This window comes from Streptomyces sp. NPDC031132 (assembly GCF_055570595.1).
On sequence record NZ_JBVIGX010000002.1, the window covers coordinates 452,684 to 465,606 of the forward strand.

General features: G+C 73.7%; 15 protein-coding genes. 7 read left to right on the top strand and 8 right to left on the bottom strand.

Annotation, left to right across the window (positions count from 1 at the left end; genetic code table 11):
* Window position 1: 1 nt before the first annotated feature.
* Entirely contained in the window at window positions 2-586 is a 585-nt protein-coding gene (locus ACZ49B_RS05100; protein ID WP_468300531.1) for a DUF1707 and DUF4190 domain-containing protein, read from the bottom strand.
* A 150-nt stretch (window positions 587-736) separates the two neighbouring features.
* Here ACZ49B_RS05100 and ACZ49B_RS05105 point away from each other — a divergent pair, with 150 nt between their 5' ends.
* Window positions 737-1,474, top strand: coding sequence for a hypothetical protein (locus tag ACZ49B_RS05105; protein WP_468300533.1), 738 nt, complete (start codon window positions 737-739; stop codon window positions 1,472-1,474).
* Between the two features lie 72 nt (window positions 1,475-1,546).
* Here the strand turns inward: ACZ49B_RS05105 and ACZ49B_RS05110 are convergent, their stop codons facing one another.
* Complete coding sequence (locus ACZ49B_RS05110; protein WP_468300535.1) at window positions 1,547-1,894, bottom strand: winged helix-turn-helix transcriptional regulator; 348 nt, start codon at window positions 1,892-1,894, stop codon at window positions 1,547-1,549.
* Window positions 1,895-1,991: 97 nt separating this feature from the next.
* Between ACZ49B_RS05110 and ACZ49B_RS05115 the strand changes: the two genes are divergently transcribed.
* The gene (locus tag ACZ49B_RS05115) at window positions 1,992-2,882 is read left to right on the top strand and encodes an NAD(P)-dependent oxidoreductase (protein ID WP_468300537.1); all 891 of its coding nucleotides are present in this window, start codon (window positions 1,992-1,994) and stop codon (window positions 2,880-2,882) included.
* 16 nt (window positions 2,883-2,898) lie between these two features.
* Here ACZ49B_RS05115 and ACZ49B_RS05120 read toward each other — a convergent pair whose 3' ends face one another.
* From ACZ49B_RS05120 to ACZ49B_RS05130, 3 genes are all read right to left on the bottom strand, one after another.
* Entirely contained in the window at window positions 2,899-3,771 is an 873-nt protein-coding gene (locus ACZ49B_RS05120; RefSeq protein ID WP_468300539.1) for an EI24 domain-containing protein, read from the bottom strand.
* A gap of 84 nt (window positions 3,772-3,855) precedes the next feature.
* On the bottom strand, window positions 3,856-4,278 hold the full coding sequence (locus ACZ49B_RS05125; RefSeq protein WP_468300541.1) for an organic hydroperoxide resistance protein: 423 nt from the start codon (window positions 4,276-4,278) through the stop codon (window positions 3,856-3,858).
* Window positions 4,279-4,343: 65 nt separating this feature from the next.
* Window positions 4,344-5,363, bottom strand: a complete 1,020-nt coding sequence (locus tag ACZ49B_RS05130; RefSeq protein WP_468300543.1) for an NADP-dependent oxidoreductase — start codon at window positions 5,361-5,363, stop codon at window positions 4,344-4,346.
* Window positions 5,364-5,463: 100 nt separating this feature from the next.
* On the opposite strand from ACZ49B_RS05130, the gene ACZ49B_RS05135 reads away from it, so the two are divergent.
* A complete protein-coding gene (locus ACZ49B_RS05135; protein WP_468300545.1) occupies window positions 5,464-5,886 on the top strand; it encodes a MarR family winged helix-turn-helix transcriptional regulator in 423 nt (140 codons plus the stop codon).
* 12 nt (window positions 5,887-5,898) lie between these two features.
* Here ACZ49B_RS05135 and ACZ49B_RS05140 read toward each other — a convergent pair whose 3' ends face one another.
* The gene (locus tag ACZ49B_RS05140; RefSeq protein WP_468300547.1) at window positions 5,899-6,624 is read right to left on the bottom strand and encodes an SCO2400 family protein; all 726 of its coding nucleotides are present in this window, start codon (window positions 6,622-6,624) and stop codon (window positions 5,899-5,901) included.
* 78 nt (window positions 6,625-6,702) lie between these two features.
* Between ACZ49B_RS05140 and ACZ49B_RS05145 the strand changes: the two genes are divergently transcribed.
* The gene (locus ACZ49B_RS05145) at window positions 6,703-7,284 is read left to right on the top strand and encodes a hypothetical protein (protein WP_468300549.1); all 582 of its coding nucleotides are present in this window, start codon (window positions 6,703-6,705) and stop codon (window positions 7,282-7,284) included.
* Between the two features lie 10 nt (window positions 7,285-7,294).
* Here ACZ49B_RS05145 and ACZ49B_RS05150 read toward each other — a convergent pair whose 3' ends face one another.
* On the bottom strand, window positions 7,295-7,981 hold the full coding sequence (locus tag ACZ49B_RS05150) for an esterase/lipase family protein (protein WP_468300551.1): 687 nt from the start codon (window positions 7,979-7,981) through the stop codon (window positions 7,295-7,297).
* Between the two features lie 220 nt (window positions 7,982-8,201).
* On the opposite strand from ACZ49B_RS05150, the gene ACZ49B_RS05155 reads away from it, so the two are divergent.
* Complete coding sequence (locus ACZ49B_RS05155; RefSeq protein WP_468300553.1) at window positions 8,202-9,239, top strand: rod shape-determining protein; 1,038 nt, start codon at window positions 8,202-8,204, stop codon at window positions 9,237-9,239.
* The gene (locus ACZ49B_RS05160; RefSeq protein WP_468300555.1) at window positions 9,236-10,861 is read left to right on the top strand and encodes a sensor histidine kinase; all 1,626 of its coding nucleotides are present in this window, start codon (window positions 9,236-9,238) and stop codon (window positions 10,859-10,861) included. Before ACZ49B_RS05155 ends, ACZ49B_RS05160 begins: the two co-directional genes overlap by 4 nt.
* An 11-nt stretch (window positions 10,862-10,872) precedes the next feature.
* Here ACZ49B_RS05160 and ACZ49B_RS05165 read toward each other — a convergent pair whose 3' ends face one another.
* A complete protein-coding gene (locus ACZ49B_RS05165) occupies window positions 10,873-11,313 on the bottom strand; it encodes an Lrp/AsnC family transcriptional regulator (protein WP_468300557.1) in 441 nt (146 codons plus the stop codon).
* A gap of 1,013 nt (window positions 11,314-12,326) precedes the next feature.
* Here ACZ49B_RS05165 and ACZ49B_RS05170 point away from each other — a divergent pair.
* Entirely contained in the window at window positions 12,327-12,587 is a 261-nt protein-coding gene (locus ACZ49B_RS05170; RefSeq protein WP_468300559.1) for a hypothetical protein, read from the top strand.
* Window positions 12,588-12,923: the final 336 nt, after the last annotated feature.

A 12,923-nucleotide genomic window follows, 5' to 3' on the forward strand; every position in this document is an offset into this window, starting at 1 on the left:
GTCAGTCGAGGACCCCGAATCCGGCGAGCAGGAAGAGCAGCACCCAGCCGCCCAGCGAAAGCCAGCCGAGCACCAGGCCGATCGTCGCGGGCCCGGCGCCCTCGTCGCCGCGCGCACGGATCTGAGCCTTGGCGATGTGGCCGGTGATCACGGCGCCCAGGCCCGCGGCGCCGAGCGTCGGCAGGCTGAGCACGCCCAGCGCGAGCGAGGTGATCGCCATCCCGTTGACCGGGCGGGGCGGCACGGGCATGGGCAGCGGCCCCGGAACCGGCCCGTAGGCGGGCGGCAGAACCGGCACCGCGGCGCCGAACGGGGCCACCATCGGCCCGGCCGGCAGGTCCGCGACCAGCTGCGCGAGCTGGCCGTACGTCTGCGCCTTGTACGCCGCGTCGAAGCGCTGCCCGTACTCCTCGCGGGAGAGCCGGCCCTCCGCGTAGGCGGCCTTGAGCACGTCCACCGTCCGGTCGCGGTCGGTGTGCGAGGCGCGCATCGCGGACTGCGGGGTGTGCGCGGGCTGCCACGGCTGCCCGTACGACTGCTGCTGCGGGCGGACCGGGTACGGCTGCCCCCACGGCTGTTCGGCCATTCGGCCACCTCCAAGCCCCTGCGCGCGGTGCGCGTCTCTCCAGGATGGAGGACGAACGGGCAACGGCGATAGTTGCGGTGCCCGCGGCCCGACGGCTGTGACGGGGCCGACGGCTGGGCCGCGGGCGGCGGGTGTGATGAGGTGGCGGGCATGACCGACTTCGAGACGATCACGGTTCCGGCCCACCTGTGCGGATATCCGGGGGTGGCCTTCGGCGGCTACGTGGCCGGGGTGCTGGCCGCGCGGGCCGCCGCGAAGACCGTACGGGTGGACTTCCGCCGGCCGGTGCCCACGGACGCCCCGGTCCGGCTCGCCCCGACCGCCGATGGCGGCGTCCAGCTGGTGGACGGCGAGCTCCTGCTGGCGGCGGCGATCCCCGCCGAGCCGGCCGTCGAGGCCCCGGAGCCGCCGGCCTGGGAGCAGGCGCAGGCCGCGGCCGACGCGTACCGGGCCGCTCCGCCGGACGGGATGGTCGACTGCTTCGGCTGCGGTCTGCACCGCACGCCCGCCACGGGGCTGCGCCTGCACTGCGGCCGGGTGCCCGGCAGCGCGCTGGTGGCCGCCGCCTGGACCCCCGGTCCCGAGCTCGGCGGCGCGGACGGACTGCTGCCGCCCGAGCTGGTGTGGGGCGCGCTGGACTGCCCGGGCAACGCGGCCGGCCGGCTGCTCGACGACCGGCGGGCCGGTGCGGTCACGGCCGCCCTGACGGCGCGGCTGCTGCGGCCGGTGCCGGTCGGGGCGGGTCTCGTCTCGTACGCCTGGCTGCTCGGCAGCGAGGGCCGCAAGTACCGCGTGGGCACGGCCCTGGCCACGGCCGGAGGCGATCTGTGCGCGGTCGGCGAAGCCCTGTGGGTGGAACCCCGCGCCCAGGCCCAACCCCATACGTAGACCTGCCCTGGACCCGGACCTGGCCCCGGACCAGGCCCGGGCCTGGACCCGGACCTGGTCCTGCCCCGGGGCCTAGGCCGGCTGCCGAGTCGGCTCGGGGAGAAGGTGCTTGGTTCCCCATGCCCCCAGGGCCTCCAGGGCCGTGTTGAGCTCCTGGCCCAGCGGGGTCAGCGAGTACTCCACGCGCGGCGGGACCTCGTCGTAGACCTCGCGGTGGACTATGCCGTCCGTCTCCAGCTCACGCAGCTGGGCCGCGAGCACCTTCTCCGAGACCCCCGGGACCAGTCGGCGCAGTTCGCCGAAACGGCGGGGGCGCTGCTCCAGCTCCCACAGGAGCGACACCTTCCACTTGCCGTCGATCACGGACATCGCCGCGGCCACACCGCAGTGGTCCGCACCGGGCCTTCGCGTCACCGACATCGCGCACCCCTCCCCACCTGCTCGCTCACCTGGGAGTAACCACCCACTCCGAAGTGCGTACTTGAGCGCCTCTCGGCCTGCCACCAGGCTAAACGGCATGACCGACAACACCGTGACGAAGCGCCCGCTGACCCTGCTCGGCCTCGGCGACATGGGCACCGCACTCGCCCGCACCTGGCTCGCCGCCGGGCATCCCCTCACCGTCTGGAACCGCACCGCCGCCAAGGCCGAGGCGCTCGCCGCCGAAGGCGCCGCCGTCGCCACGACCCCCGCCGAGGCGGTGGCGGCGAACGGCCTGGTCGTGCTCTGCCTGCTGGACGACGCCAGCGTCGACTCGGTCCTGGACGGCATCGACCTGACCGGGAAGGACCTGGTCGACCTCACCACCGGTACGCCCGCCGAGGCCCGGGAGCGCGCCGCCTGGGCCGAGGCGCGCGGGGCCCGGTTCGCGGGCGGCGGGATCATGGGCACCCCGGTGATGATCGGCGCCCCCGCGTCCGGCGCGTACGTCTTCTACAGCGGCTCCCGGGCCCTGTTCGACACGCACCGCGCCGCCCTGGAGGCCCCGGCCGGCGCCCGCTTCGTCGGTGAGGACCCGGGCCACGCCGCGCTGCACGACGTGGCGCTGCTGAGCGGGATGTACGGGCTGTTCGCCGGCATCTCGCACGCCTTCGCCCTGATCGAGGGCGAGGACATCGCCCCGAAGGACCTGGCGCCGCTGCTGTCCGAGTGGCTCGGCGCGATGGGGTTCTTCGTGGGCAACGCGGCCGGCCGGCTGGCCTCGGGGGACTTCACCACCGGCGTCGTGTCGAACCTGGCGATGCAGGTCGCGGCCAGCGGGACGCTGCTGCGCACCGCCGAGGAGCAGGGCGTCAGCGCCGAGCTGATCAGCCCCTACCTCGAGCTGATGCGACGCCGCCTGGCGGAGGATCCGGCCGCGCACGCCGGCGAGGACACGGTCGGCGCGATCACCCTGCTGAAGCGGTAGTCCCGGGGTGAGCCGGCTACGAGTAGGCGGGCGGCGGCGGTCCGAAACCTCCGGCCGCACCTCCGGCCGGATCTCCGGCCGGAGCCTGCGCGTCCCCGGCGGTGCCGATGGCGGTGTCGGCCTTCGGGTCGGCCCCGGCCGCCGCGGCCTCGTCCTCACCGGTCAGGTCCCGGACCATCAGCGTGGCCCCGGCCACCGCACCCGGCATCAGGAACACCGCCACCAGCGGCACCAGGAACGCCAGCACCAGCGGAACGCCGAAGCCGAGCACCAGCATCCGCCGCGTCCGCAGCAGGGCGAGCCGGTCGGTGAGTTCCACTCCGCGCCGCTGCAGCGCGACGGCGGTGAGTTCCTCGGCGAGGAAGAACCCGGACACGCAGAACCCGATCGCCGGGATCACGGTCTGCCCGATCACCGGGATGAATCCGAGCGCGAAGAGCACGATCCCGTACAGCAGCACCCGGACCAGCACCTTCAGGCTGTCCCGGGCCGAGATCCACAGCTCCCGCCAGAGCGGGAGCCCGGACTCCGGGACGTCGCCGCCCTCACTGCGGTCGACCTGCTCCGAGAGGGACTCGTAGAACGGCTGGCCGATCAGCAGGGTGACGGCGGTGAAGGTGATGACCGCGACGAAGAGCCCGAGGCCGAAGACCAGGCCGGTGAGGAAGCCGCGGAAGAGCCCCTGCCACGGCGAGGTCCAGCCGTCGGCGAAGGGGGTGGCCCAGGCGGTCAGGTCGTCGGCGCCGTAGCCGAGCCCGACCAGCGCGCCGGCGTACAGCACCAGCGACACCAGCCCCGGCAGCAGGCCGAAGCCCAGCCAGCGGCCGTGTCGCAGCACCCATCTCTGTCCGGCCAGCAGATAGCCGAATCCCCCCGCAAGATCACGCATGGGTCCAGCTTAGAGCGGGGGCCGGAAACGGCGAAGGCCGCACCCCGGGGAACGGGGTGCGGCCTTCGTGGAGCGCGAGCCGGATCAGACGGCGAGCTCGACCGTGATGTTGCCGCGGGTCGCCTTGGAGTACGGGCAGACCTGGTGGGCCTTCTCGATGAGGTCCTTGGCGGTGGCGGCGTCCACGTTCGGGATCGAGGCGGAGATCTTGACGATCAGGCCGAAGCCCTCGTCGTTCTTGCCGATGCCGACCTCGGCGGTGACGGTGGAGCCGGAGATGTCCGCGTTCTCGTTGCGGGCGACGACGCCGAGGGCGCCCTGGAAGCAGGCGCTGTAGCCGGCGGCGAACAGCTGCTCCGGGTTGGTGCCGGCGCCGCTGCCACCCATCTCCTTCGGCGGGTTCACGACGACGTCGAGCTGGCCGTCGTTGGTCGCGACGCGGCCGTCACGGCCGTTCTCGGCGGTGGCGACGGCGGTGTACAGAACGTCGGTGTGCTGGATGGACATGTAAAGAGATCCTCCTGGTGAATCGCCGTGACTCGCGCCCACGATCACGACGGTGTGCAGTGAGCCTAACCGGTGAAGGAAACGATCATCTTTCCGGTGTTGTCGCCGCGCAGCATGCCGAGGAAGGCGTCGGTCGCGTTCTCCACGCCCTCGACCACGGTCTCGTCGGCCACGAGCTCGCCGGAGCGCAGCCAGCCGGCGACGTCCTGGACGAACTGCGGCTGGAGGCCCGCGTGGTCGCTGACGAGGATGCCCTGCAGGCGCAGCCGCTTGCCGATGACCTGGACCAGGTTGCGCGGGCCGGGGGTGGGCTCGGTGGCGTTGTACTGGGCGATCGCCCCGCACAGGGTGGCCCGGCCGTGCACGTTCAGGGAGGAGATGGCGGCCTCGAGGTGGTCCCCGCCGACGTTGTCGAAGTAGACGTCGATGCCCTCGGGGGCGGCCTCCTTCAGCTGCTCGCCGACGGGGCCGTTCTTGTAGTTGAAGGCGGCGTCGAAGCCGTACTTCTCCGTGAGGAGCGTCACCTTCTCGTCCGAGCCGGCCGAGCCGATCACTCGAGCGGCGCCCTTGATCTTCGCGAACTGGCCGACGAGGCTGCCGACCGCGCCGGCCGCGCCGGAGACGAAGACGGAGTCGCCCTCCTTGAAGGAGGCCACCTCGAAGAGGCCGGCGTAGGCGGTCATGCCCGGCATGCCGAGCACGCCGAGGTAGGCGGAGAGCGGCGCGAGCGAGGCGTCGACCTTGGTGGCGTGCTTGGCGTCCAGGTCGGCGTACTCGCGCCAGCCCAGGCCGTGCAGCACGTGGTCGCCGACCTCGAAGCCCTCGGCCTCGGAGGCCACGATCTCGCCGACCGCGCCGCCGTCCATCGGCTTGTCCAGCTGGAAGGGCGGGACGTACGACTTCACGTCGTTCATCCGGCCGCGCATGTAGGGGTCCACGGACATGTGCAGGTTGCGCACCAGGATCCGGCCGGGAGCCGGGGCCGCGACCTCGACCTCGCGCAGGGCGAAGTCCTCGGCGACGGGCCAGCCCTGCGGGCGGCGGACGAGGTGCCACTCGCGGCTGACGGCGGGGATCTGAGACATGGGGGCGCTCCCGAATGGAAAATCGACGAATACTTCAGTACGTGAAACAACCATGCGCCTGGATATTTCATGTTGTCAAGTAAATGGGTACTCTGGATCCATGCCCAGTCGTCGCGCAGATCCCCTGACCATTGAGGTTGTCGAGCTCATCGGCACCGTCGTGGCCCGCTACCACGAGGAATACGAGCACGCTGCAGCCAGCCACCAGCTCACCGGCGCCCAGGCCCGGGTGCTGAACCTGCTGTCCCTGGAGCCGATGCCGATGCGGCGGATCGCGCAGCAGCTGAAGTGCGAGCCCTCGAACATCACGGGCATCGTGGACCGGCTGGAGTCGCGCGGCCTGGTCGAGCGCCGGCCGGACCCGGCCGACCGCCGGGTCAAGCTGGCCGCGCCGACGGAGGAGGGCCTGCAGACCGCGGACCGGCTGCGCGAGTCGCTGGACTTCGCGCGCGAACCGCTGGCCGGGCTGTCCACGGCCGAGCGTGCGGTCCTGCGGGACCTGCTCAAGCGGATGCTGGGCTGAGCGTCCGGCTGCTCAGCAGAAGACCCAGAGGAAGCAGCTCTTGGTAGGCGTGGGACTCGGGCTCGGGCTGGGAGGGGGCGGCGGCTGCGCCGTCCCGGAAGCACTCGGCGAGGGCTTCCCCGACTGACCGGGCTTTACGGACGGTCCCGGCCCGGTGACACCCTTCGTCGGCCCCGTCTCCCCCGAGGCGGAGGCCGACACCGTCGGACCCGGCTGCGCGGACCCCTCGGCAGACGCCCCGGGCAGGGCCGACTGCGTTCCGCCCGCGGTGGCCTTCGCGGCCCCCGGGGCCTTCACCGGCTTCAGCGCCGAAGGCGCGCCGGGAGTCCCGTTGCCGCTCGGCAGCGGAGCCGGGTCCTGCGGGCCGTTCCCGTCGGTGAGCACCACCTCGGCGGCCCGGTCGGTCTTCTGCCCCTCGGTGACGATCCGGGCGAGCGCGAACGTGCCCCCGACCGCGAGCACCAGGCCCAGCCCGACCGTCAGCATGGTCCGGCGGCGCCGGCGGTGCGTGGCGCGGCGCCGCGCACCGGCCCGGCCGTCGTGCGCTCCGGACATCACGACGATCGCGTCCGCGAACGGGTCGGCGGGCTCCTCCCGCCGTGCGGAGCCGCCGTACGGGGGGGCGGGCACGGCAGGCCCACCGGCGGCGGCGGGCGGCAGGTACTCGACGGGGGTTCCGCACCCGGCGCACGCCAGGGCGCCGTTGAGGTGCCTCCGGCAGGCGTGGCAGTAGTCCATGACGTCCGCACGCTACGTGGTCCCACGCAACATCCGTATCGCGGGTTCGTGGAGGTCCTGTGTGGAATCGTGGCCTCCATGACTGCGTCAGCACCCCCGGGACCCTTCGGTCCGGCCGCCTTCCAGGTGGTGCTGCTGCGCCGGATGGCGGACTTCCGGCCGGACCTCGCCGAGGAGGCCCGGCGGCGGCTGGGCGCCTCGCTCGCCGAACAGCGGGAGGCGAACAAGCGCTGGCAGGCGATGGTCCGGTCCCCCCGCACCCGCGGGGCCCTGGCCCGCTACCGCTCGGTGCTCGGCCCGCCGGAATCCACATCTGCCCGCACCATCGGCGACCTGGAGTGCGAGGCCCTGCTGTGGCCGGTGCCGCTCTGGCCGGACCTGCGCTTCGAGGTGCTGGCCGCGCCGGACGGGGCGGTGTGGAACGAGTGGCTGGTACGGGCCCCGGGCGCGCGGGGGCCCGTACTGGAGCGGCCCGAGGACCTGCGGCCCTGGTCGGCCACGGTGGACGAGGTGGCGCGGGCCTTCGCCCCGGTACGCCCGATGGAGGGCACCGCGCCGACCCGCTGGCGCCTCGCGTTCACCGCGCAGGGCCGGCCGTGCGTGGCGGAGTTCACGTACGGCCTGCTCCAGCGCGTCGCGGTCGACGGGGTCGAGCTCTAGGGGGCGGGCTCTAGGAGGCGAGGAAGGACCGGACGCCCGCCGAGGTGGCGTCGTCCCCCAGCAGGTCGTTGTGCCGGAGGCAGCCGACCGGCGTGTTGACGGCCCCGGCGAGCGGGACGCTGCCGTCCGGGTTGACGACCTCGTCGCAGTTCGACCAGAAGGTCGCGTACTTCACCGCGCCCGGGGTCTCGTCGCCCGCGTTCAGGTTCTTCACGACGTACGAACCGGGTGTCATGTCCCGGCACGCCTGGTCCCACAGGGCGCAGGCCCACGCGGTGGAGGTGCCGTGGTTGGGTCCGGCCAGCGAGACCCAGTGGTCGACGGACGCTGCGCCGCCGCCGAACTTCACGTACCAGCGGCCGACGAGCGAACCGAAGGAGTGCGCCACGACGTCGACCCGGGCGGCGCCGGTCTGTCGGCGGACCTGGTCGACGTACGCGCCGAGCTGCCCGACCAGGACCTCGTTGACGGACCGGTGCGTGTCGTAACCCCAGGAGAAGAGCTCCGAGTCGCTGTACCCGGCGGCGCGCAGGTCCTCGCGCAGGCCGCCCCAGACGCCCGGGTCGGCGTTGTAGCCGTGGACGAAGACCACCGGGTTGTGCGACTGCACACCGGCGGCGGCCTGCGCCGGGAGGGGCGCGAGCAGGGCCAGGCAGAGCGTCAGGAGCGCCAACAGTCTCTGGCGGGGCGTCAGCATGGGGTCCCCCTTACCTTGTTACGCACGAGTAGCGCGGTCGGTGCGGGCATCGTGGTGCCTGTCGGTACAGAAATCCACCCCCGTGCAGCACCTCTCACCCCGTGCGCCACACCCGGCCGGAGCAGCCCAGCGGGCGATATGCCCCATTCGCCCGAGAAGATATGAAGTACAACCGGCAGCCGCCGGTCTTCTTGCGTCAGCGCTCTCGGGAGGATCTGCCGTGACCGTCAGTCTTGAGCAGTTGCGCCGTTGCCACGTCGCCGTCGACCTGGGAGCCGCCAGGACCCGCGTGTACGTCAAGGGCGCCGGCCTCGTCGTCGACGAGCCCAGCGTCGCCGCCGTGAACACCCGCACCGGTGCACTCATCGCGGTCGGGACCTTCGCCGAACGGATGACGGGCCGCACGCCCGACTACATCCGGGTCGTACGCCCCGTCTCCGGCGGCACCGTCGTCGACATCGAGATGGCCCAGCGGATGCTGCGCCACCTGCTCGGCGAGAAGCTGCGGCGCGCCCTGCGCCGCAAGCCCCGGCTGCGGGCCGCCGCCTGCACCCCGCACGACGCCGACCCGCTCGCCCAGCGGGCCGCCGTGGAGACGATGGTCGGGCTCGGGGCCCGGCGCGTCGAACTCGTCGACACCCTGATCGCGGCGGCCGTCGGCTGCGGCCTGCCCGTGGAGCAGCCGACCGCGACGATGATCATGGTGTGCGGGGCCGCCGCCACCCAGATCGCCGTCCTCTCCCTCGGCTCGATCGTCACCGCCCAGCGGATCCCGGTCGGCGGCGAGGCCATCGACCACGCCGTCGTCCAGCACCTGCGCCACGCGCACGAGCTGATGCTGCCCAGCCAGGCCGTCCGCCCGCTCCAGGTCGCCCTGCACGGCGCCGGCATCACCGGCGGGGGCCCCACCTCCACCCTCATCCACGGCCGTGACGTGGCCACCGGACTGGCCCGCTCGGTCCACGTCGACACCGCCGCCGTACGGGACGCCATCCACACCCCGCTGACCGCCGTGCTCGACGGCATCGGCAAGGTGCTGCGCGACTGCCCGCCGGACCTGGTCGCCGACCTGACGGACCGGGGGATCATGATGGTGGGAGGCAGCGCCCTGCTGCCGGGCCTGGACCAGATGCTGCGCGACGCCACCGGCATGCCCGTCGCCATCGCGGAACGGCCGGACGTGTGCGCCGTGCTCGGTCTCGGCATGATGCTCGAAGGGAAGATCGCCCCGATGGTCCTCAACCCGCTGGCCGAATGACGAACGCGGCGCCCGAGCCGGACGGCCCGGCCGCCCCGGACGGTTCGGCCGCCCCGGACGGTTCGGCCGCCCCGGTCGCCCGCGGGCAACGGGCCCGGCTGCCCGTACTCCTGGAGGCGGTGCTCAGCGTCGGCTCCGAACTGGAGCTGCAGGCCACCCTCCAGCACATCGTGGACTCGGCGACCGAGCTGTGCACGGCCCGGTACGCGGCGCTCGGGGTCGTCGACCCCGAGCGCCTCCGGCTGACCGAGCTGTACACGGCAGGCCTGAGCGAGGCGGAGCGCGCCGCGATCCCCCGCCTGCCCGACGGGCGTTCGGGCCTGATCGGCGCGCTGATCACCGATCCGCGCCCGCTGATGCTGGAGGACCTGTCCACGGATCCGCGCTCGGCGGGGTTCCCGCCGGGCCATCCCCCCATGCGCAGCTTCCTGGGCGCACCGATCCGGGTCCACAACGAGGTCTTCGGCAATCTCTACCTCACCGAGAAGGTGGGCGGCGGCCCTTTCACCGAGGAGGACCTCGCCCTCGTACGCGTCCTGGCCTCGCAGGCGGGGATAGCGATCGGCAACGCCCGGCTGTTCGAGACGGCGCGCCGCCGGGAGCGCTGGATCGAGGGCGCCGCCGCGGTCACCACGACCCTGCTGGCGGGCCGGCCGGCCATGGACGCGCTGATGTGCGTGGCGGAACGGGCCCGGCTGCTCGCGGACGCGGCGGCCGGCGTGGTCCTCCAGCCGACTCCGGAGGGAGGCATGGAGATCGTGGCCGCCTCCACGCACGCGGACCCCGGTGACCTGGTCGGGACGGCGATCGCCCCCGGTTCGCCGGTGCTGGAACAACTCCTCGGCGGGGAGCCGGTCTTCATAGAGGACTCGGCGACGGACCCGCGGATGACGACGCATGTGCGGGAACGTTTCGGCCCGAGCATGATGCTCCCCCTCCAGAGCGGCGGCCAGCTGATCGGCACCCTCGCCCTGCCGCGTGCCCGGGGCGGGCGCCCGTACGACGCCGTGGACCGGCTGCTGGCCTCGCAGTTCGCCTCCCAGGCCGCGCTGGCCCTCGTACTGGCGGACGCGCAGCACGACCGGGAGCAGCTGGCGGTCTACGAGGACCGCGACCGGATCGCGCGGGACCTGCACGATCTGGTGGTCCAGCGGCTGTTCGCGACGGAGATGATGTTGGAGAGCACGAAGAAGCGGTCGGCGGCCGCGCCGTCCGGGGACACGGTGGGCGACGAACTCGGCCGGGCCGTGGACGAGCTCGACTCCACCATCCAGGAGGTCCGCACCGCGATCTTCGCCCTCCAGCAGCCGCCGACGGACGCCCCGACGACGTTCCGCGGCCGGGTCCTGCGGGAGACGGGCGGGGCGGCGGTCCTGCTGGGCTTCCAGCCGTCGGTCCATTTCGCGGGCGCGGTGGACGCCCTGCTCCGGGAGCCGGTGGCCGGAGACCTCCTCTCCGCCCTGCGCGGCGCCCTGGCCGCGGCCCACCGCCGCTCGGGGGTCACCTCGATCGAGGTCGAGGTGGACGCCACCCCGGCCCGAGCCCGCCTGACGGTCACGGACGACGGCCGCACGGAGTCGGGGACGCGGGGGACCACCGTGCGCTGGGAGTCGGCGCTCTGAGGGAGCAGACCTCAGGTCCCTGCCGGCCGGTGGGCGGCCCGCAAGGCGATCCGGGTGCTGGACTGAGCCACACCGGCCTCCCGCTTGAGCCGGCGCAGCAGCGCGTCGAGCGCGGCGGGATCGGCGGCCCGGGCCCGTACGAGGTAGTCGTACTCCCCCGTCACGTGGACGACTTCGGTGATCCCGGGCAGCGTGGCGACTTTCCGCTCGAACTCGTCATTGGAGGTGTCCTGCCGCAGGCTCAGATCGATGAAGACCACAAGTCCGCCCCGGGTGTCGGCAGCCGGATCCACGATGACGGTGAACCCGCGGATCACCCCGTCGCGCCGCATCCGTCGCACCCGGTCGGCGGTGGCGTTGGCACTGAGCCCGACGCGGACGCCGAGATCGCGGTACGAGATCCGCGCATCCTGCTGCAGGATGCCGAGGATTTCCCTGTCGAGGCGGTCCATACCGCGATTCTCGCAGCCGGGGCCGATATACGCCGCTGTGCGGATGCCCCCACCCCTCACCCTCCCCTTCCATGAGCGAATTCCTCTCCCCCGCCTTGGCGGGCGCTGTCGCGGGCCTGGGCGTGGCGATGCCGATGGGTGCGATGAGCGTGCTGCTGCTCCAGGAGGCGATGCGGAACCGCCGCATGGCGATGGCCGCGGCGGCGGGCATCGCCACGGTCGACCTCGCCTACGCGGCCCTGGCCACCGCACTCGGCCCCTGGGTGGCCTCCCACGTGACCCCGATCGAAGCCTGGATCCGCCTGGCCTCGGCGGCAATCCTCCTGGCGATCGCCGCCCACGGCTTCCGCAACTCCACGGCGTCAACCCCACCGCCCCTCACGGCACGGGACCCGGTCCACACGGCCCGAGGCCCAGGGCACGGCCCCGGTCTTTCGGCCCCGCCGGCGCTCGATGCGCGGGCTCTGCGGCGGAGCCCGGACCCTTCACCCCCGCCGACGCCCGAGACGCGGGCTCTGCGGCGGAGCCCGGACCCTTCACCCCCGCCGACGCTCGAGGCGCGGGCTCTGCGGCGGAGCCCGGACCCTTCACCCCGGCCGACGCTCGAGGCGCGGGGTCTGCGGCGGAGCCCCTGTTTCGGGAAGGGGCGGGGTGGGGAACGGCCGCCCGCAGGGCCCCACCCCACCGACCGGCCTGCCCCTCGGCCCGCCCCGGACCCCCTGTCCGGAGCCATGGCAGAGCCCGGGGCGGGAGCCTTCCCCGGGACCTTGCCCGGGGCCGGGCCAGCGCCCAAGCGGGAAGCCGAGGCCAACTCCGAACCTGGCGCCGGGACCCGGACTGCGGGCGGGGCCGAGCCCGGGGCGGCAGCCCGGCCCGGGGCGGGGAGCGGAGTCCATCCTGAGCTCGGCCCCGGGGCGGGGACCGGAGTCCATCCTGAGCTCGGCCCCGGGGCCGAGCCACGGGCAGAGGCCGGGGCCGTCAGGGCGTTCGGGCGGTTCGTCGGGCTCACGGCCGTGAATCCCACCACCGCCCTGTACTTCGCCGCCCTCACCACCGCCCAGGCCTCCACCCTCACCACCCCCACCACCGCCGCCGCCTTCCTCACCGGAGTCGCCGCCGCCTCGCTCCTCTGGCAGCAGACCCTCGTCGCCCTCGGCGCCCTCGCCGGCCGCAAGATCTCCCCCGCCGCCCGCGCCTGGACCTTCCGCCTCGGCTACGGCCTCGTCGCGGCCTACGCCCTGAAGATCGCCCTCCCCCTCCCCGGCCTGACGTGACCGGCCCCGCCGACATGACGACCCGCCGGACGCGCCGGGCCCCGCCGGATGACCAGCCCGCCTGACGGGCCGCCCGCCCAAGGCGTACCGGCCCCGCCGACGGGACCTGCCCCGCCCCACGGGACCGGCCCGCCCGACACCCACCCCTAGAGGGTGTCCGCACTGTCGCGCCGCCCGCACCGTCCGGTGTCGTGCATCGCACGGCAGAGAGGCGCCCGTGTACGGGGCGTACTCGGGCGCCCCGGCAACGCGGCGAGGTGCGGCACCAGACACCGCGGGCCGGGCAGGACCTTGCGGACACGCCTAGGGGATGTCGTCGAAGTAGCGTCGTCCGCC